Source organism: Gardnerella swidsinskii (assembly GCF_023277705.1).
Taxonomy (GTDB): Bacteria; Actinomycetota; Actinomycetes; order Actinomycetales; family Bifidobacteriaceae; genus Bifidobacterium; species Bifidobacterium swidsinskii.
On record NZ_CP083176.1, the window covers coordinates 557,543 to 578,607 of the forward strand.

At 44.1% G+C, this 21,065-nt stretch carries 10 protein-coding genes, 1 pseudogene and 1 riboswitch; of the genes and pseudogenes, 3 read left to right on the plus strand and 8 right to left on the minus strand.

Annotated features, from left to right (window positions below):
* Window positions 1-34 precede the first annotated feature (34 nt).
* Window positions 35-832: a hypothetical protein gene (locus K9E37_RS02220; RefSeq protein ID WP_012914431.1), complete on the minus strand. Its 798-nt coding sequence runs from the start codon at window positions 830-832 to the stop codon at window positions 35-37.
* Window positions 833-1,128: 296 nt separating this feature from the next.
* A riboswitch (TPP riboswitch) is annotated at window positions 1,129-1,238 on the plus strand.
* On the opposite strand from K9E37_RS02220, the gene thiM reads away from it, so the two are divergent.
* Window positions 1,228-2,805 (plus strand): hydroxyethylthiazole kinase, encoded by a 1,578-nt coding sequence (gene thiM, locus K9E37_RS02225; RefSeq protein ID WP_102155653.1) that lies wholly within the window; start codon window positions 1,228-1,230, stop codon window positions 2,803-2,805. It overlaps the preceding riboswitch by 11 nt.
* Window positions 2,806-2,899: 94 nt before the next feature.
* Here the strand turns inward: thiM and thiD are convergent, their stop codons facing one another.
* The 3 genes and pseudogenes from thiD to K9E37_RS02240 all read right to left on the minus strand — a co-directional run bounded on the left by thiD (window position 2,900) and on the right by K9E37_RS02240 (window position 15,196).
* Window positions 2,900-3,853, minus strand: coding sequence for a bifunctional hydroxymethylpyrimidine kinase/phosphomethylpyrimidine kinase (gene thiD, locus K9E37_RS02230; RefSeq protein ID WP_102703236.1), 954 nt, complete (start codon window positions 3,851-3,853; stop codon window positions 2,900-2,902).
* Window positions 3,854-4,339: 486 nt separating this feature from the next.
* Window positions 4,340-13,951: pseudogene (locus K9E37_RS02235) on the minus strand (hypothetical protein).
* A gap of 111 nt (window positions 13,952-14,062) precedes the next feature.
* Window positions 14,063-15,196, minus strand: coding sequence for a class C sortase (locus K9E37_RS02240; protein ID WP_012914436.1), 1,134 nt, complete (start codon window positions 15,194-15,196; stop codon window positions 14,063-14,065).
* Between K9E37_RS02240 and K9E37_RS02245 the strand changes: the two genes are divergently transcribed.
* Window positions 15,129-15,269 (plus strand): hypothetical protein, encoded by a 141-nt coding sequence (locus K9E37_RS02245; protein WP_012914437.1) that lies wholly within the window; start codon window positions 15,129-15,131, stop codon window positions 15,267-15,269. The two genes, K9E37_RS02240 and K9E37_RS02245, sit on opposite strands and share 68 nt — an antisense overlap.
* 605 nt (window positions 15,270-15,874) lie before the next feature.
* Here K9E37_RS02245 and K9E37_RS02250 read toward each other — a convergent pair.
* Window positions 15,875-17,635: a SpaH/EbpB family LPXTG-anchored major pilin gene (locus K9E37_RS02250; protein ID WP_248893490.1), complete on the minus strand. Its 1,761-nt coding sequence runs from the start codon at window positions 17,633-17,635 to the stop codon at window positions 15,875-15,877.
* A gap of 357 nt (window positions 17,636-17,992) precedes the next feature.
* Here K9E37_RS02250 and K9E37_RS02255 point away from each other — a divergent pair, with 357 nt between their 5' ends.
* Window positions 17,993-18,136 (plus strand): hypothetical protein, encoded by a 144-nt coding sequence (locus K9E37_RS02255; protein WP_248893492.1) that lies wholly within the window; start codon window positions 17,993-17,995, stop codon window positions 18,134-18,136.
* Between the two features lie 231 nt (window positions 18,137-18,367).
* On the opposite strand, the gene K9E37_RS02260 is transcribed toward K9E37_RS02255, so the two are convergent.
* The 3 genes from K9E37_RS02260 to K9E37_RS02270 all read right to left on the minus strand — a co-directional run bounded on the left by K9E37_RS02260 (window position 18,368) and on the right by K9E37_RS02270 (window position 20,503).
* Window positions 18,368-18,721 (minus strand): helix-turn-helix domain-containing protein, encoded by a 354-nt coding sequence (locus K9E37_RS02260; RefSeq protein ID WP_248893494.1) that lies wholly within the window; start codon window positions 18,719-18,721, stop codon window positions 18,368-18,370.
* A gap of 158 nt (window positions 18,722-18,879) precedes the next feature.
* Window positions 18,880-19,236 (minus strand): type II toxin-antitoxin system RelE/ParE family toxin, encoded by a 357-nt coding sequence (locus tag K9E37_RS02265; RefSeq protein WP_004109288.1) that lies wholly within the window; start codon window positions 19,234-19,236, stop codon window positions 18,880-18,882.
* Window positions 19,237-19,468: 232 nt separating this feature from the next.
* The gene (locus K9E37_RS02270) at window positions 19,469-20,503 is read right to left on the minus strand and encodes an ORF6N domain-containing protein (RefSeq protein WP_248893496.1); all 1,035 of its coding nucleotides are present in this window, start codon (window positions 20,501-20,503) and stop codon (window positions 19,469-19,471) included.
* Window positions 20,504-21,065: the final 562 nt, after the last annotated feature.

Below are 21,065 nucleotides of genomic sequence, written 5' to 3' on the forward strand. Positions count from 1 at the left end.
TCTAGCAATTAGGCAATAGTGGCGCGCAACAATACTATTCTTTTAATATTGCACGAGCGCGAGCATCCTTAAGCGCAAGAAATACACTGCCGACACCAATAAAAATAAGAGTAAACACAATTAACAAATACGCAACTCCAACGCCCAAAGTAGTGGCATTAAAAGTTTGCGGTGCGAAGCCGAACCAGCCAGCAGGAGCGCCATAATTGAGGAAATTATAAGGCGCGCGCATTGCATGAACACCCCAACGAACACCAGCAAACTCGCTAAGCATAGCAGCATAAGCAACATAAGCAAGAGGCGGAACAGTAGAAACATACAAATGTGCGCGAGTAGAGTGGAAACGATAATCAAAAAGCACAAAATCAGCGATTGCAAGAAGCGGCGCAACTGCGTGAACGCAAAGGCTGCTGCATCCGTTATTCATGTAAGCGCCAACGAAACCAAGCTTATTGGTAGGTGCTAAGAAACACAGGTACAAAGTGAATGTGACAGCAATTGAGATAGTCATCATGAATTTGAAAATGTACCAAGCGTTGGATTTTGAGTCGAACCATGCGCAAGATGCTGCGGAATCTTGCTGCGATGCTGAATCTACAGAATTACGAGCACGCATAAACGCAGCTGTATCAAGCAAAAGCGATCCAGCAAGAGCTACGCAAATCATCAGGTTAGAAAGATTCGTAAAATAAGTGAAGGTCATTAAGCCTTCCCACGAAGCAGCCATACCATAAACAGATGCGATGATTGCAATCGCACGTATTGCTGTGCGCGTCGCGTATTCGCGCGCTGTGAGCGGAGTCTTTTGTTCTAGCATGGAATCGTTTGCCATGTTATCTCGCTTTCGTAACTTCTATAATCTACTTATTGTTTACTTATATTTATGTTTACCATACTTATGGTTACACAGTTGCAAGCGAAAATATGTAGAAGAAGTTGCAAAAATGCGGCGCGATTTTTGTAGATTCCTGCAAGTGCTGCGAAACGTCGGGAATTTTCCAGCAAATGCTCCACGAAACTACCAACCAGAGACACGAACGCAGAACACAAACTGCACCAGTGTCCCAAAACAAGCAAAATCAGACACTCACGCAGAAGAAAGTAAGTCACGAACAAAAGATATAGTCGAAGGATGGTTCGGAGTGCGCATTTGCCGCAAAATCGCGGGCGGCGCTGAGATTACATCCGTAAAACCTGATCTAGATAGTGCTAGCGAAGGGAAACATTATGACAACATGCAACACTGAAAAAACAACTAACTGCAACGAAGCAAACGAATACTGCACAAGCTCAACAACGCAAGTCGACACATGCTTCTCTGTACGCGCACGCCGCCGCATGTTTCTTAACGACGTGCGTCAATGCATCGAACGCGTGCGCACACAGCAGCCACTCACCCATTGCATCACGAACGTAATCGTGCAAGACATTACAGCCAACGCACTACTCGCTGCAGGAGCGTCGCCGATTATGGTAACCGACCCAGAAGAAGCGCATGCACTTGCGCAAATTGCCACAGGCGTGCTCATAAACGTTGGCACATTCCATCAGCCAGAAACTTCCGAATACATGCGCGCAGCTGTTGAAGGATGCGAAAAAGCCGATACTCCGTGGGTGCTTGACCCGGTTGGAATCGGCGTTCCAGCACTTGCTCCACGCGCGCGCTTTATACACGAAATTATTAAGCACCACCCTATCGTAATTCGCGCAAACGCTTCCGAAATAATGGCACTTGCAGGCAAAGAAAGCAACGGCAAAGGTGTGGATTCTCACGATAACGTGAACGATGCTCTTCAAGCCGCGCGCGAATTAGCAAAAAAGTACGGCTCAGTAGTGGCAATTTCTGGCGAAAAAGACGCGATTTACGCTCACGGTTGCTTAGCTCGCGTAACCGGCGGACATAAAACTATGACTAAAGTAGTTGGAACCGGTTGCGCTTTGGGAGCGTTGGTTGCAGCATACGTTGGCGCAAACCCAGAACGTCCGCTCGCAGCAACTGTTGCAGCACACGTGCACGCAGCAGCGGCTGGAACTTGGGCAGCTCGTCAAACCACAGCTCCCGGCACTTTCCGCACACTGTGGATGGATGCGCTTTCAACTCTTAGCGTAAACGACATGTTTAGTTTGACAAATATTGAGTTTACGGTGGAGCCTGTTGATTGGACACTGTATTTGGTAACGGATCCGCGCATGGGAAATCGCCCGGAAGAAGAAGTTGCAGTAGAGTCAGTTGAAGGCGGAGTTACAGTTGTGCAATTGCGCGATAAGTATTCTGATGACGCTGAAATTTCAGCAAAGGCGAAGAAGTTGCGTCATGCGCTTATTGATTCTGAGCACGGCGATGTGCCTGTGTTCGTAGACGATCATGTTGATTGCGCAGCTCAGCTTGGTTTCAACTTGCACGTTGGGCAAAAGGATACGCCGTTTGTTGAGGCGCGAAAGGCAATGCCGGCAGAGTGGATGGTTGGGCTTTCTTGCGCTCGACCGGATTTGATGGAGAAAGCTTACCGCGAGTGCAAGGAAAACGATGTTCCGCTGCCGGATGTGATTGGCATTGGTGCAGCTTTTGAAACGCATACGAAAGCGCACGACGTGCCGCCGTTGGGAGTTGACGGAGTGAACGAAGTGGCGAAAGTTGCGCACTCTATGGGCGTAAAAACGTTGGCAATTGGCGGAATTCACGAGAACACAGTGTTCCCTATTCGAGGTCTTGAGCTTGACGGAGTTTGCACAGTGTCGGCGCTTATGTGCGCTGAGGATGCTGGGAAAGTTGCGCGCGAGCTTAAAAGCGTGATTACTGAGTAAATCGGACGCTCCGAGTTGCTTTCGCGCGCACTGTGCTGCGCCCAAGCATGTCGTCGCGCCAACGAGAGACAACGCTCGCACTATAAGCGCGCGCTCACGCAGTTTGCCGCAAGATTCGTACGGAGTGGTTTACAGGTCCATGACCGCGCTCGCCGCCGCGCCCAACATGTAATTCACTTCCAGCCGCAATCGCCTCTCGAAGCCACGCCGTTGACCATTCAAGTGCGCAAAGTACAGTATCGTGATCGCTCAAATTCTTTTCCTCGCGCAAAGCAAGCCCAATTTTCGTAGCAAGCGCAGAAGAAAGCGAGCAACCAGTTCCGTGAGTTGTGCTTGTTTCAACTCGTTCGCTTGGTACGTGCCGCGCGTCACCATCCGGGAAAACCGCAGTATTTCCAACGTCTTCGCCAGTTAAGTGCCCACCTTTTACGATTACAACAACACTGTTTTTTGCAGCCAACTTGCGCGCCTGGTTGCAAGCTTCCTCAAAGTTTTCCGCAACGCGCGATTCGCACAAAGCCGCCAATTCCGGCACGTTTGGCGTCACTACATCAACGCAGCTTATAAAGTTTCGCATCGCATTTTCAGCACTCGCCTCAAGCAAGCGCTTCCCGGAAGTTGATATCATCACCGGGTCTAGAACACTTACAGGAACCGGGTTATCGCACATCCAGTCTCGCATTGCTTCAATATATTCTGTGCATCCAAGCATGCCGATTTTTAGTGCGTCAACTGTAACGTCGTCGTACACGCATGAAAGTTGAGTGCGGAAAAAGCTTACTGGCGGCGTGAATACTTCGCGCACTTCGCACGTGTTTTGCGCAACCAAATTAGTTGGTATGCACATGCCATAACCGCCTGCCGCCATAATTGACTTGAGATCTGCCTGTATTCCGGCTCCACCTGTTGGGTCTGTGCCAGCTATGCTTAGCACGCGCGGAATGATTGGGTCTGATTGCTGCATAGGCGATTGCGAAAGCTGTATAGGCGATTGCGCGGACGATTGCGCATGCTGCAAGTCATGCTGTTTGCTTGATACTAGCGTCATACTTTTATTATATTGCGTCGCAGGCGAATATAGTTTCATGAGAAAGTATAGTTTATATTACATTTTGTTTAACGTGGCGCGAGTTTCGGGGGATCTCTCTCCTCGCACGTCCCGTCCTTCGTGCGCTCTGGCTGCTAAAAGAGTTTAGTGTGTTCGCCTATCTTTAAAGAATGTAGCTTCTCAGTCCTCTTTTAGTGCTCGTAGAGAAATCCCCCAAACTCTGCGTGCTTAATGTTTAATAACCGTGCCTTATCGCAGAGATTTTTCGATTTTTCTTCTTCACTCGGTGAATCAGCAGCCTGCGGCTCTGACGTTCACCTCGTTCAGTGCGAAAAATCTCAAATCTCTACCACACTAATATCCACGCGACTGAATAACGCGCAATTAAGATGTATATAACCTATTGCGTCGCAGGCAAATATGTTTCGCGGGTGAGTTTGGACTTACGCAAACGCTATAAGTCCAAACTCATACGCATTTTACGCGTCAGCGTCGAAGCCACTTGAACTTGAACTTTGACTTGAGTTTGAAGAACGGCTTGCCGCTTCGAAGCACTTCTGCAGAAGCGTCGCAATGCTTGCTGTCAGTGAGTGCGCCGAATCCGTGACCACTAAGAACCGACCCAAGCCATCCGCGCCTACCGAACGCGCCGGATGCCAAGAACAACGCCAACAGCACGCCAAATATGAAGCTGAACCATATTGCAGCTTGACCGCCGCTGTAAGGCAGAGCAACCGGACGAACCAAGTAACCAAAGCTGAAGTATCCGACTAAGTGGCCTCTGTTACCGTTATCACCAAAGCCGTCGCTTTCATTGCTGGACTTATCTTTTGCACGTCCGTACAAAGCGTACTCAACTCCGTCACCGTCAGTCTTTAACTTCTTGAACGCCGCAGTATCCACGGAGCCATCTTTGCCCATTATTGACTTACAGCTGTCAAAATCAGTTGCGCCGCCAGCCTTCTTGACTTTGCATGCAACCAGGCTAAAGTTGCTGAGATCACCGAAACTGTCGTAATCGTCGTGGACATCCGCAAACAGAGTCTTTCCACTCTCCTTGCTTTGAGACTTCGAAACTTTTCCGTCCTTGTATTCTACAGGATTACCCTTAACCGTGAGCTTAGCGTAGTCCTTCTCCTCCATCGTTACAACGTAAGGATTATTAGCATCCGCGTGACCACTGAGAAGCGATCCTGCAGTTGCAGCAAAAGTTGGCTTAACGTTATCAACAGGCACCAGGTACACAGGCATTACGAATTCGTAGTTGGCATCGTTATTCCAGCCGCCTTCTTTGCCTCGCGTTTTATGAGTATCTCCAACCCAGCTATCGCCATATGTCATAATAACCGACAAACCATTATCTGGATTCTTAAGAACCTTATGACCAATTAAGTCAGATCCAATACTGCCAGACCTACCCCATGCGCCAATATTAGCGAAGTCGGTAAGCGAAAGACCAGTATTACTACTTTCAGACGTTACGCCAGAGCTATTAGGAATAGAATATCCACCGCCGGTACCACCCTTTGAAATCATATCTATGACGTTTACATACCAAGTTTCTTCAGTAGTACCACCATTGTCGTTATCAGCGCCGTTAGCAGCAGAAGCAGCACCAGACCTATGGTCTTCAGACGGATTATACGTATAGAAGTGCGTATTCCAATCAAAGCTGAAGCCGTTTCGACCTTTCTCACCATCAACCTTATCGCTACCTCTTACTTCTGGCAGCAAGGATGGCTGACAATCAGCAAACGCCCATTGACTTCCATCAACATAGTTTCCACACTCGTTTGCTGGGTGCAAAGTACTGTTACGCTTAAGCTTCAACGCATATTGCAAATCATTAAGCGTAAAGTTGCGCTTAGTTGAAGCATTATACAGATACAGAAGAGACTTCTTATCTTTCGAAAGAACGAATCCTGGATCATACGAACGCCCAGCTACGCGCAGAGCCTTACTATTATCTTTAGTTTCTTCGAAGCTGGTAGGCGCATCAGCTAAGTAGTCTGCAGCACCCTTACTATCGCCACCATGCTCACTATCTACGTTTTCAGGCGCGCGCAATCGCACAAATCGCGTAATCTTATTTTCTCGCGGATTTGGCACAAGCACGCGACTTCTCCAGCCTCGAGTCATAACAGCTACGTCTTGTATATTCCCTACTTGGCGGCCACTATAGGTAGGCGGATTCAAAGGCTTATGCTCATCGTCCATAGCACTATAGTCATACTTCCTAAAAGTCACCATAGTTTTACCAGGCTCAAGCCTTGGATCCTCATTCGTAACGATTTCGCTATCGTTTTGAAGCCAAATTCCCTTCTTTGGTTCGCCCGCAAAGTTGTTTTCACTGTGCAAATCCATTCGTATTGCGCGCTCCTCGTGACCGCTTAGCAGCATTGGGTGTATTTGCACTATTTGACGCTTCATAGTAACACCGAAGTACACACAGTCGGACGGCTTCTTCAAACCAGACCAGTTGTCTGCGCTCCAGTAATCCGGACGGCATACTTCGCTAGGCTTTTCTTTTGCGTAAGCCATTGGCAGCACGTCAAGAGTATCTTCTGAACTAGCGTCGTCTTTGTAAGAGTTTTTACCTTTTGCAGTGCGACCTTTTGCAGCACGCGTATTTCCGCTGTTTCTGCTATTTCCGCCGCTTCGATTACTTCCACCGCTTCTTGCAGTCTTATTTCCGTCTCTATTAAGCGAATCATCGGAAAGATCTTCAGGGCTTCTAACACCAGGCATATACGTCCATGGACCAACTTCAAGACGACTGCGTGCTCGAACCACGCTTCCTGGAGCTAAGAAACTACTAGGGAATGTTATAACAGCATTACCATCATTATCGTGATTAAGCGTTACTTCATTCGGCTTGAAAGTACCAGCGCATACACTCCACGATCCATTCCAGCATACGGAAATTGTTTTACCAATGCTGGTTTCCAAGTTAGTCTCATTTGAGTTTGCAGCAGAACCAAAAAGACCATTACTAGTAACAGGTTTCTCAAGCTCTGAAGCAGGGTGATAGTAAACTACCATTCTTTTAGCTCCATAGCCTGATTTAACGACAACTTTATAATCGCGGTTTTGTGAAGAACCATCTTTGCTGAGCCAGTCATCATACTTTGCAAATTCATTGCTTTTACCATCGTACGCAACAACAGATGGTTTCACCATGTCTGTCCACGTAGCCTTAAAGCATCCAACAACAGTTTTTGCACTTTGCTTTCCAGCACTATCCGTAGTTTCAGCATACATTGTAAATACAGTTTGCTTATTTACACTTGGATTTTCTAAATCTGTGCTTCTGTATTTTTCAACAAACCTTCTAAGCAAATGTTTATTTGTAACGCCGTTACTAACAAACTTCACCATCGGACTAGAAGTTTTACCACTAGAATCCTGAATATTATTCGCTTGAATATACACATTCAGATTATTAACCAGCACTTTACTGTTTATACTATTCGGGCACAAAGTGACGTATTGCTTATTAAATATACCGCCATGTTTCCACTCTCTTGTGCATTTGCCAGATTCGTAAGCATTGAAATCATCGTCTAGTTTTAATGCTGCAGGTAAATTAATCGTGGCATTATCAGCCTCATACCAAGCTTTATTACCTACATAAATTTTCTTATCAAGAGTAATAACATCATCATCAACTGTATTGCAGTTATTCACATCGCCGTTAAGCATGCATCTTCCGTGAATATCCCACGGCTTACCGTCCCACTCCTGATAACTCTTCGCACTAATCGTCGGCTTCTCATTATCAACCGGCATAAACCACACGTTTATCACGTTCGTTGTGTTATCTGGCGTCTTACCAGGCTCACGAAGCAGAAGATCGTTCGTAACCTGACCATTATTCACATAAAGTTGCGCATGCATAAACGGCCTGTTATTTGCGTATCCCTCAGGCTTCGAAGTACCCTCACCGTACGCGTCATAGTCGTTCATAGTGTCAACATCAATATTCTTAGTTATAATGTCGCCAATATTTTCGCCGTCTGCTTGACCGTTCAAATCTTCACCGCCAGGCATCAGGAAGTCCTTGTGAATAGCATATTCACTAACATACTTATCTTCGCCAGCATGCTGACTACCCTTATTTTCAATAAGCTTATCTGTAATATGTACTTCACTTCCGTTTTTCATATTTACAGAAGCATTGTAAGAGAATGAAGAAGAATCCATAATAAATTCTTTAGGCGTGTACTTCACTAAATTAAGCTTATTTCGCCACTGACACTTACCTTCTTGCGCAACACCGTTATGAGCAGCAATAGACGCAGCGCATGTATTGTCACGCACAGCGTAACCTAATCCACCAGCAACAGCCATAGGGTACGAACCATTCCATGCATCAAATTGCTTATTATCCGCCGCACTCATAGGAGTTAGCGAAGGCTGCGGCTTACTTTCTTCTTCTTGCTTATTGATATTCGGCGTACCTTTTACAAGCTTTAGCACATCCTGAAGGTTTAACGCCTTACCATTGCCGCCCTTACGGTATGAGTTTATGTTCCACTTGTACACAAAGTATTGCGTGCCAAACTTCTGATTTCCATGCAAGCCGTTTTGCAGCCCGTCAAATCCAGGATCGTTTCGCCCGTCAACACTCTTCTTGCTGTTATCTACTAATCCCCACGTATAGTCCTTACGCATATCAACGAAGCGCGTCACCTTATGCTCAATCGGGTTAAGCGTAGTCTCGTCATCAGCTTCCAACTTTTGGAAAGAAAGAGTCTTTATAGCGTACAGCATTTCGCTAAGTTTATGTTTCTCATCTAGCTTGCCAATACCAGTAACGCCATCTAAGCACAGCTTCCACTGCCAATCCGTCTTCGACTCGCATGAATATTGAGGCTTATCGTCACCATAAGCATACTTTGCTTGAGTAGTTTTCGGCTTAAAGCCACTGTCGTACTGGTCGTAAGTATCGTACTTCTTTTGCCCTTTAACGCCAATTTCTTCCTTGCGGTAACCGAAAATTCGCTCGTTACGCTTATCGTGTCTCATCCAAGAAAGCATTGCCACGATTTCGTTATTATTAAGCTCAAACGGGTTCACTTGCACTAAGCCGTTTGGCCACGCAATATCGAGCGGAAGCGGGTCAGATTCTTCGTAATCCTGAAGATTGCCTGGCTCCATAAGCTTCCAAAGTTTATCTTGACGCCAATCTGGATTATTTTCCGGCACAGAGTAAGTGTCTACGTAAATTCTCGAACCAATTTCTGCAAAGTATTCCGGAATCGTAATATTTCCAGTTACAGGATCAAAAGTAATTTCGCACCTGTCGCCGCCGTTAGCAGTGCAACCCTTGATATGATCTCCAAGCTTTGCTGTAAGAATGCGCTTACTAAATTCTTTACGCCAATCATCGTTACTTTTCGCAGTTTTTTTAGCAGAACGATCTTCTCCTTCAGCATCTCGATCCTGACCCTTAGATTCTTCTGACTTAGCATCTTCAGAATCCTTGACGTTCTTAGAGTCCTTGCTATCGTTACTGACTTTATTATCTTCGCTTGCGCTACCGTTTTCTGCAGTATTATCAGCATCACTCTGCTTGTTACCATTACTTACTTCAGATTTCTGAGTATTCGCATTCTTAGAAGAATCACCTTCGTTTAGCACAGCAAATCTTACTTTACTGCGCTTTCCAGGAGCATTGCGCTTTTTAGAATTCTTCTTAGAACTATTCTTAGCTGTCTTATTCTTAGAATTCTTCTTAGTATCCTTCTTGGTTGCTTTTGAAATCTTCAAAGAAGCAGGCTTGTTGCTAGTTTGAGGCTTATTAGCTTGCTCATCCCTGCTCATCCTGCTGATTTTGGGTAGAGTTCTCCCTTGGTTTGGCATTATCAGTTTTTCGCTATCAGCTTTAGCTTTATTGTCAACTTTCGCCTTACCGTCAGCCGACTTGCCGTCAGCCGACTTGCCGTCAGCTGCCTTGTCATCAACTGCATCTCTGTCCTCTAAAGCAGCTCTATCCTCAGCAGCTCTAGACCCATCCGGGCTTGCAGCATCATTATTGTGATTAAAAGTATTAACCTGATGCCAAAGATCAGTCTTCTTATTACCGTCTCGTTGAATAACAATGCCGTAGCAACTGCCATCATTTGGACACAGCTTATCGTAGTTATGATCCTTCCTAGGCTTTTCCTTAGCGCGCGCCCAAATTCTAACCATAATCGAGCGCACGCGCTTATCTTCATCCCAAGGATTCACTCGCCCAACATAATGCCCATTCGGCTTCTTATCCCACCAAACGTTTGGCAAACCATAGCCAGGAGATACAATAATCAGCTTAATTTTCTTTATTACGGAATTACCTGCAGCATCCCAACCATGGAATATCAAATCATGCACACCGTGATTTCTATTCTGATCGCCCACTAATACTGTAGGAGAACCATCATCTTTAGAATTTTTGCTGTTAGTAACCCAGCCAACTTGATCCGTCTTACTATCAGATTCACCATTTTTATGAATGAATTGATTGTAGCTTATTGTAGTAAAATCGCCGCAACCGCGAGTATCGCAATCATTCTTTTTGTCACGCGGAGTGGTAATCATATCGAAATCATTGCGCACAACAACTTTTTTACTATCAAAGAATCTCTTATTTTTATCGTTAGTAAAGTAGTCGGTAGCTTCCTGCGGCTTTACGCCAAGCAAAATCCTCTTATCGTCATGACCTTTAACCCAGAACTTAATTTTGCTATTAACAGGAATCTTCAAACCATCAGCTGGAGCATCAACAGGATTTCCATTATTCACGCTCACTTTTACATCCAACGTTGGCTTCTCGTAATCAACATACGGGAATACAACAGGTATAACAGTAGTCGAATTATCCCAGAACGTAATCTTTACGTACTTTACAAACACATAATTTGGCAAAACTTTAGGTTCCTTGCCATCTTGCAGCTGAGCACTATACTTGTTGCGCATCCAAGTTCTGTAAATACGCTTGATTTTAGCCAAGACTTTGTCTTGCAAGTCTTTCCTTACAGGATCTCCAGGCTTCAACTCCTTACCGTCATCGCCCGTCTTAGGAGCATCTTTTACAAACCAAACATTACGCTTAGTAGCATTTTGCGCTTTAGGCCAGCATTCAGGCATGCTGTCTTCACGATCCTCACCCATAGCTGCACGATCGTTGTTTGCAGCGGAATTATCGTCACTATCTATGGATCTAAATGAAATAGAAGACCTAGACTGACCGTTAATTTTATCCTTGTATTCGTCAAGAATCTTAGAATGACCGCAAGGATTTACAACGCTAACAATAGGCACTTTAGCAGCAACGCTTAAATCAGCATCCTGAAGAGTGTTCGAGCGAGACTCATCACCCCACTTATTCGTCCACTCAGCTTTATAAACAGCAAGATTCTTAAGCGGAGTATTAGAATCTCCATCCGGATTATTAGTCAAATAGTTAGCGTCAAGCGGATAATCGTTTGTCTTAGAGCCCTTCTTCTGCTTTATGGAACCATACCTATGCCTTGAACCATACTCATCTTTATTAACAGGCGGGAACAAGTTAGGATCAAAAGCCATTACCTGCCTATACAAATCAGAACGCTTGCCAACAAAATTCACAAACCCAGCATTATTATCACGATTATCAATAATAAGAGGATTAGGAAGCGGCTGATCGTAAGAATAATACTTAGGAGTCTTGTTATTTTCGTCATATTCCTCAGTTTGCAAAGGCTTAAACACGTCTGCTTGCGTAATAACCCTATACCACAAATCCTGAGTTTCACTCATATGATACGTTCTATCGTTATATCTAAGCTCAAGCTTATGCCTACCAGGCTCTGAATCCTTCGTATTATGGTCGTTCATACCAGGATTACGGAACCACTGATTACCTCGAGCATAGCCGTTATTCGGGGAATAATAATCAGGCAATAAGCGTATATCTTGGTTCTCGTTCATAAGATATGAAGTTCCCAAAGGCTGATTTACTATTCCAAGCAACACACTAGAGAATGAAATATGCCTGTGCTCAAGATAATTACCACTGTCACTGTTGTACGGACCCAAACCAGTACCCTTAAGGAAGTGGTATCTAGGAGCCTGAATATCCATAATTCGCGGCGCACCATACCACTGCTGATGCATTACAGTGTACATGTAGAAGTTAGCGTCACGACCAAAATTAGTCATGGAATATTTACTGGCTTTAGTAACACCAAACGGGTCAGTAGCACCATAAAAACCTTGGCTCTTTCTCTTACCATAGTAAGATCCTGCAGCGTAGAAGAATGAAAAGTTTTCGCAACCCGTGCCATCACCCACGTTATTAGAAGAGCAATATGAGTTGTTTTTAGTCGTAGAAGTTGTAGTAGTGAAGTGAATCTTATACGTATAAGCAATCTCGCCAGACTTAATATTGTTCACAAAACTAAATACGCGCTGCGTGTCATCTTTTATAGATCTATAAAGATTTTGCACGAGAGCAACATAAGCAGGACTATAGCCTCTGTTATAGCTTCCTTCAACTTTAGGAACAACTTTAAGATCGCCTTCATCCAAAGCACCATAGCTACTGGATCTAATGCAGTCCAAACCTTGACCATCACGGCACCAACCAATAGCGTCAGAACTACCCAAATCCTCAGTTGTTACAGCATCCGGAAGGATCCTAGAATAATTGCCATTCTTACTGTCGTCAGTGCCGCGCATCTTATTCCAAGCTGCGACTAAGTCATCTCCAGAATCAAAATCGTTACCGTCAGTTTTAATGCTGCATAAACCGTTAGGATTATCCCACGAGAATGAGCAGGTTTCGCGAGGAGGATTATTATTGCCTTGATTCTTCTTATACAAAGCAGTAGCTTCCCTGCCACTGTAAAGAACACGCTGAATATACTGCCTTCCGCCTTCGCTACCCTTGTCTAGAATCTGACCTTTTGGAATCGTAAAGTAATCAAGAGCAGCACCAGCGCCTTGAGTACGGCCGCCAGCGTTAAAAATAATATCCCACACGAAGCCACCACCGGAAAGCTTAGGGGTGCGCTTTACAAACACGAAATCTGCAGTATCATCTATAGGCAAGTTAATTCTGTCGACGCCGGAACCCTTATGGTTAAAGGCCATGTTGCGTAAACGGCCCATAATAAAAGTGCCCTTAGGATACGGAGTAAAGTAAGTTGCGCCGTAATGATCCGTGCCAGAAGGATCTTCAGGTACAGAACCGTTTTCGTAGTGGCCGCGAGGTCTCGTTGCTGCACTAGCAAATTGGTCGCTAGATTCCAAGTTGTATCCAAGGCTATTAACATCCAAATCGTGACCGTTCGTAGCGCGCAAACCAGCACCATCGCCGTCAGTAGTAATGCATGCGCCTAAAGCGTAATCCTTGTTACATCCAGGGCGATACACTTCGTAAGATTCACGAGCTGAGTAATTCTTAGCGTCGCGGTTTTGCGCTTTTGCTCTTTCTTCTTCTGCAGCGCGCTCAAAAAGTGACTTTGGTTGAGATCCGAACGGAGAACCAAATGGAGAATCAAATTGAGAGTCAAACGGAGAAGCAAACGGCACGCCTGCGCCAGAGCCTGCAGAAGGATTAAAAGATTGAGAGAGTAGATTCCCTGAATCTACAGATCCTTGTGAATTGTCGAAACTCTGTAACGCAGAAGATTGAGATGATGCAGATAAGCCTGAATTAGAGTCTGGATTATTAGAATTAGAGTTAGAATCAGACTTTGGATCAGACTTTGTGGAATTATTTGCGGAATTATTAGCACTATCCAAAGCAACTGCGGTTTCAGCAGTAATGCAAATAGGTAGCAACATTGCTACCGAAAGAGAACAAACAAGAACAGTTTTAAGAGCAGAGGCAAAAGAGCTACTGAACGCACGATATGCAAAAACAGACTCGCGTTTAGATGAGCGTTTATTCACGCAATTAGCTATACGATTATCCAAACGATTAGACACACGACTAGCTAAACGCTCAGCCGCGCTCTTAGCCACACGGCACATATTCTGAGTCGTACGTTTAGCTACACGAGTTGCGCATTGAGTCAATTGACCTATACGAACAAGAACGTTTAGCATAATCGTCCAAATACTCTTCATTGTTTCCACCTGTTTTGCATTGTTTTAAACTGCTTTGCGTCGCCCCCACGGCACCACAAGTTTGTTATTAAGTTTTTCTATTAAGTTTTGTTATTGCCTATAAGCAATCGCTCATAAACCAAGGATGCTTATAAGCCAGTCGAAAGTCTTTTCGCCGTGACCACTCCGCTTGCGTTTCTTGCGCAAACTAGACTTTTTGACTTTCGTCCGTTTTTTCGGACGATTTTTAATCGCCTTAGCTTCCTCGAGCACAAGATCCGCACTGCTTACCGTGCTAGTCGATGAGCTTTCTGCACTTATGTCGTCACTAGTAGCAGCAGACGCATCCGCAGCAGCATCGCTCTTTTCAGTTTTCTTTTTCTTCTTTACAGGCAAACCAGCCCACCAAATGTAGCCGCCAACAATACACAAGCTTCCAAAGCAAGCAACAATCCACCACGGGAATCGCGGCACATCAGGCTTTTTACCTCGAAGTGCTTTGTCTGCCGCAGGCGTTGGCACCACGCGTTCACCAGTAACCAAAATGCGCTGCGTGTTAATGCCAAGCGGCGTACAAGTAATCAGCGTCATCAAATCCTTACCAGGAACGGCTGCAATCTTCTTCGTCTCATCAGGGTTTACAACGATCTTGTCAACAACCTTGTAGGTAAGAATCTCGTCGAAAACCTCAATCGTAAAAGTATCACCTTTTCCAACTTCATCCAGCCTGGTGAACATTTCCGCACTTGCCAAACCGCGATGCCCAGTAATCACAGAGCGCGTCCCCTTGCCGCCAACCGGAAGCGAAGTTCCACGCAAATGACCAAGACCCTTAAGCAACGTGGCATCCTCTGTGCCGTGATACACAGGCAAATCAAGATCAATTTTTTTGATTCGCAAACGAGCCATCAACCCGTCGTCGTTCACTTTCAACTGATCCCAATAATCCTGACTAGCATCCGACGTTTCGCCATGCGAAGTTGGAATATTCGTATTCGCTTCGTAAATAGCACCCGACGAAAGCTTACTGTTATACTCACGAGCGCGGCGGAGCTGCTCATGCGGAGCAGGAACCGCGTGTGTAATAAGCTTCGCATACTCTGCAGCAACTTCCGACATGTGGTATTGGCTTAGCCACATGGCGGCGTGCGGATAAATAAGCGACGCAAACGATGCAAGCAACAGCAAAGCAGGGACTATGCAGGACTTAGAGAAGTGCCAGTTTTTGGCGTTGTTGCGCGAGTTTGAGTGGTTTTCTTTTCTCACGATTTTGTTTTCGACATTCTTGAGTTTTGGCTATGAATTTTGGCTGGCGTTTGGCTGGCGGATTTCTTTGTAGGGTTGCGAGTGGTGGGGTTGCTTGTCTCGCAGCGCTCCGCTCTTATACCTTATTTGGACTTAGCGGTTGCGTAGTTAAGTTTAGTTTTTTACTTACTTTTTCTGCAGAAATAGTATTCGTCAACGAGATTATTACTATCGTTCCGCTTTTATATTGCTCGACCAAGCAACACCCACCCCTCACTGCTAATAAAGCCGCTAGTGTTTTTTGGTGTGGTAGGTGCGTCTGGTGTGGCGTGTGCAGCAGCAATGACGCTAGTGTTCTTTAAGCAATAAATACTCAGCGTCTGCAGAGCATTAATGTTAAAGTTCGCTAATCAATAAATAATCGACATTTGCAAAGCATTGGCGCTACAGAAGCAACTTCAGCAGAGCAAAACTACAAAGCTACAAAACCACTTTTCGCAGAAGCATTGGCGCAAAGCTTCGGAAACATTTGCCGGAGAATTTCTTGCGTTTGCGCTCCGACCTGACTGCACAGCTAATCTGCTCAAACCGGTTGCATAGCTTGTTTCGAAACCAAACTATGCAACCGGCAGAGCAGATCAGCTGAACAATCATCCAAGCCACTCAGCCAACTAAGTCACTCAGCCAGCCGATTGAGTTTTACTCCTGTTCCTGCTCCTTGCGACGCTTCATCACAATGTAGAAGAGCGTGCCAGCAATGCCAACAATGCCGCAAACCGTCAAAATCACCAAGCCGCGAGCACCAGTCATAGGCAAGTTGCCAAGAATCTTGTCGAGAGAAGTAGACTTCTTGTTGTTAATCTTCAATGTGTTAGCTGAATTGTCAGCACCAGCAGTGAGATTCACACAATGAAGCTTGTTATCAAGTTCAAATCCATCTGGAGCCTTAGTTTCAACTGCGCAATAAACGTGCGAAACATTAGCACCATTACCAACGAAGAAGGAGTCAGAAGCTTTACCTTTATCATCAGTTGCAGTCATTGTACGAACATGTCCGCCGGTCTTTACTAAATCACTTCCAGCAGCGTCAACTGTCTTACCTTTAAGGTCATCTACAGTTTTACCTGGAGCAGCTTCATAGACATTAAAGATTGCACCCTGCAAAGGTTTACCATTGTCCTTATTGTCGTTATCACTCAATCCAACCTTATCAATGGTGAGCTTAGCGAAATTAGTGGTATCTCCACCTTCGTGAGGATGATTTGGGTCTTCATCACATGGTTTTTGCTTAGTTGGAATACAGCCTGGAGTTTTACCTCCCTCGCCGGTTGCAACTCCATCCACATCAGTGTTTATGTAGTTCTTAATATTTCCAGGAGCAATAACTGTTGTTACAACTGTTGCTGTAAGTTTACCGCCAACTTTGGCAGAAGCCTTAGTTAAACCAGTTGTAGTTAGCTTAACGCGAATCCACTTGACGTTCTTGAGGTTCTCAGATCTAGCTAAGTTTACCTTATCTGGATTATTACCAATTGAAGAATATCCTTCAACTTCATAATCCGTCGTCTCTAAAGTATCAGAGGCGTTGCCATCTTTATCAGTAACCTTCACATTCTTAACACTGCTATAGTTCAAGAAGTCTGTGTTAATCGGGTCAGTGAAGGAAACATTTGTATAGGTTTTGCCACCATCTTTAATAGCGGTGAGCGGGATGGAAATATCCCAACCCATAGTCGTCGTAGTGCCATCAATGAATGGCTTGTTTGGAGCAGTCTGAGCTTTCTTCTCTACCTTGCTGGTGCTAACGTCGTTTTTTGGATAAATCTTTAAATTGTAAATCCAAGTATGAGTCTGCGTATCTGGAAGAGGAACCGTTACAAGGAATGGGTTAACTTGCTTAGTAACCTTAATAGGTTTCCCATCTTTCTTAGGCGCACTATTAGCCAAGTCTTCTTCTACCAAGTACAAGCCGTACGTAGCACCAAGATTGAATGTTGTAGAACCATCTGTACCAGTCTCTTGTTCTACAACGTCAGCTTTTGCTTCAGAAGCCTTCAATCCTGCATCTTGCAAAGCCTTAGCAGCAGTCTTATTCTCAACATTTAAATCTTTGATAGCTGTCCAACCAGTTGTCTTGGACAAATCAATCTTGTTGCCATTAGTACCAACAATTGGAGTAATCTTGAACTTCACGCCTGAAATTGGTTTTTGTGCATCTGGAATTTTCTGCTCTTTACCATTATTCCTAACAGAACCCTCAGGACCTTCATACTTGTAAATGGTAATAGAGGTAGCCTGACCAGATTTAATATTCGCGGTATTTTCACCTTGAGTAGGAGTATTAGAAGCCAACTCACCACCAGCCCACGCTATGGATCCAGCGATGCAGCAGGTACCGAGCGTGCAGGAGGCAGCTACGAGTGCCACCGCGCGTTTTAACTTTGAAGCCTGTAGACGCATATTTCCTCTCTTCAATAAGTAAACTAATCGTCTTACATCTTTATTTAGGCTCAACAGCAGGTTACAAGCTAAACAAAAGGTTATGACATACTGACAATTATGTCGTTATGACATACTGACAATTGCATTGACGACAGCATCAGTGCAAACACACAGATGCGAACGCAGAAATACAACTGCAAACTTTCATCATTTAGCTATTCTTCGCAAATTGTGCGATAACGCTCAACCGTGAGTACATATAATATTAATCGATATTTAGACGAAAAATGAGATGTAGTATAACACAGTCAAATGTTTATGTTTCTGAGCATCTACCCCCGGTACAAAAATCGTTGAAAAACAACGGATTTGGGGGTGACAAATAACCAGCTCTTTTTGTTTTTTGCGTTTTTTATTTTTTCTCAAAACCCAAACCATCGGCGTGTCGCATTGAGCTTGCTTGAAGCTGCATTGCGTGCTTCAAGCAAGCTCAATGCGGTAGCGCTTGCTGAGGGTTGAAAGCACGGTGTGCTTTCAACGCAAGCGAGGTCTACCTTCGTCTCGATTGACGAAGGCAGGACAGGTTCGTGTGGCTGTGCTTTAGAAATTATGTTGTGCTTTACGCACAACCGCGCGCACGATTGTGCTTTCTTTATATTCCTAACGAAAAGTCAACCTGTCGGAATTTCCAACAAGTTCGTTTGGAAAGTACAAGGCAAGTTGAGCGCTAAATCGCAGCGCTAAAACACGTCAACGCGCATTCGGCACAAACTCAATCCTGCAAGTCGCATTCAAAGCATTTGCAATACGATTCAAAAGCGCAATAGTCGGATTCCTCGAACCATTTTCCAACCTGCTAATATCCGACTGACTTATACCCGTCTTCTCCGACAGCTCAGCCTGAGTCAAACCAGCCCTTTTTCTCGCCATCACAAGCGACATAGTCAAGTCTCTTTCCGGCTGAAGCGCATCATACTCTTTCTTGAACTCGGGATCCTTCATAAGCTCGTCCGTGAGTTCATGCAAATCATTCATTCGCGTTTCCTGCACTGCGCGCGCTTCCTGCACTGCGCGCATTCGCCGCAACTCTTGCTTTCTCTGCATTACTCGCGTTCCCCGCACTACGTGCGTTTCTTGCACTGCGCGCGTTCGCAGCAACTCTTGCTTTCTCTGCATTACTCGCGTTCCTCGCACTACGCACGTTCCCTGCAACTCTTGCTTTTCCTGCACTACGCACGTTCCCTGCAACTCTTGCTTTTCCATCACAAGCCCATCTTTCTATTAAAATATTCAGCCCTTCTCTGCATAGCGACCAATATTTCACTACGCGGAGTTTTCTGCTGCTTTTTAACGAATCCGTTGGTGGCAACAATGATCTTATCCGCATCAAAAAAGTATAAAATACGCACTATGTTGCTACCTAAAATAGTGCGAAGCTCAAAAATATGGTTGCCAACATGCTTACTAAGCGGTTCCCTCGCATCGTTTCCCAACATCTCCAAGCGATGCAAATCAGAAACCACCTTCGCGCGCAACTTGACATCTAAACTTTTAATAAACTCGCGTACTGGCTTATCACCATCCTTATCACTGTAAAAAATCACATCAAACAATTCCACAACCCCCTGCTTATGTTATATATAGCATAATCGCTTGTATACATCTTGTCAAAACAAGCAACCAGAGACCATAACGCAGAAACAGTACTGCGCCAGTGTCCGAAGGTAGGCAAAATCAGACACTAACGCAGAACACACGCGCTCTCTAATTTGCAGTAATTAAAAAGACGATAGATTTTCGCTTCTACCGCCTTTTAAAGTTCATACAACTTCCTACTTTGCTCTTTGTGTATTAAATTTTCAAATTCTTATTGTTTAACATTCCAGCAAACATTGTATGATACATATCCTTAGATGATTCTTCTATTTGAGTAATACTTGATATTTTATTTCCCGCATCCTTCGATGATGCTCCACAAAAATAAAAGACCTCATTTTCTGCCCCAAAATCTAGTGCAATATATCTATCGTGGTATTTTTTATTGGATACCTTCAGATTCAGGTCTATATTAGGATAATCTTTTCTAAAATCATCTAAAATATTTTTTGTAAGCATATCTTTATTTCTTACATTATCGCTAAAAACTATGATTTGTATGTTATCTCTTGCAGCCCTTAAAAGTTCCAAAGTTTTAAGCCCTATATAGTTATCTATAACATAAATGCTTTTCTTTGCTGACTTATATATTTTTGTATAGGCAACATCTGCTTCTATCTTATCTCCATTCAGCAAAAGAAAATGCTTGTAGGTGTTACTATCTATAAAATTATCCATTACCTTTTTCAAATCTTCTTTTGTTGCCAAAGTGCTAATTTTATCGTTTATATTTGCTATTTCTTTTGAATGCTGCATTATATCATTTGTATTTTGGCTTGTTTGCAATAACAGTTGCGTCATTTCTTTTGAACTAAGAAAGTCTCTATTTTCAACAATGAAGTCTTTCATCTGCTTGAACATTCGTATTAAAGCCTTGCTCTGTTTAACTGCCAGTTCTCCCCTTAATACAGTCATAAGCATATAGATGCCCTGTTCTGTGAAAACATATGGCTTGTATTTAATGTTACTGCCTCTGCCTTGCGCTTTGTTCAAGGTCGCAAAATGCGACCTTGAAAGTTCAGATACTTCCTCATCGGTTAATTGGAACATAAAATCGTCATCAAATTTTTCAATATTCCTTTTAACCTGTTCGTTAAATCTTTTTGTAGAATATCCATAAATCTCAGCTAAATCCGAATCAAGCATAACTTTTTGATTTCTTATATAGTAAATCTTACTTTTAAGTGTAGTTTCATCTATTATCACAATCTCTTTCTTCTCTTCTGCCATAATGCCCCAACATTATCTAAATATCTTTCCCAATACGCCACGTACTGCGTAACTTTTACTGCGTAACTTTTTTAAATCAACTGCGCCAGCAACAAATAAACAACATCGTGCGTAGATTTATTAGTTTTTGAGCTGAATTAATAGGTAGGATGCATCTATGCTCTATTTCAGCGTCTCTTATCATACGTATCATTTCGTTGTTAGTTTTAGGCATACTACTGAAGTTATTTGAGAATACGATGAATAGACAATAAATTTATAACATTGTGGTTAAAAGGTGTTGTAGTACGATTCATGTGTTACTCATGCAGTAAGCCGACTGCACCAGTGTCCGAAAGTAGGCAAAATCAGACACGCACGCAGTTAATGCTCGCGCAGATTGCGCGCTCGCTTGCGAAACTCGCGTTGAAAGCACACTGTGCTTTCAACTTAAGCGAGTTTCCGCTCCGAATTGCTTTCGCGCGCTACGCTCTATGCGCGAAAGCAGGTCGTCACGCTGCCCAGTAACGAAAAAACGGCATTATACGTTATTAACGCAGAAAGCATACTGTGCCAGTAACAA

What these genes read in the sequence shown, in the direction of transcription:
- K9E37_RS02250 (WP_248893490.1), bottom strand. Translation starts at nt 17,635, where the DNA reads ATGCGTCTACAGGCTTCAAAGTTAAAACGCGCGGTGGCACTCGTAGCT.
- K9E37_RS02220 (WP_012914431.1), bottom strand. Translation starts at nt 832, where the DNA reads ATGGCAAACGATTCCATGCTAGAACAAAAGACTCCGCTCACAGCGCGC.
- K9E37_RS02270 (WP_248893496.1), bottom strand. Translation starts at nt 20,503, where the DNA reads ATGGCAGAAGAGAAGAAAGAGATTGTGATAATAGATGAAACTACACTT.
- thiM (WP_102155653.1), top strand. Translation starts at nt 1,228, where the DNA reads ATGACAACATGCAACACTGAAAAAACAACTAACTGCAACGAAGCAAAC.
- K9E37_RS02260 (WP_248893494.1), bottom strand. Translation starts at nt 18,721, where the DNA reads ATGCAGAGAAAGCAAGAGTTGCGGCGAATGCGCGCAGTGCAGGAAGCG.
- thiD (WP_102703236.1), bottom strand. Translation starts at nt 3,853, where the DNA reads ATGACGCTAGTATCAAGCAAACAGCATGACTTGCAGCATGCGCAATCG.
- K9E37_RS02245 (WP_012914437.1), top strand. Translation starts at nt 15,129, where the DNA reads ATGCAGGACTTAGAGAAGTGCCAGTTTTTGGCGTTGTTGCGCGAGTTT.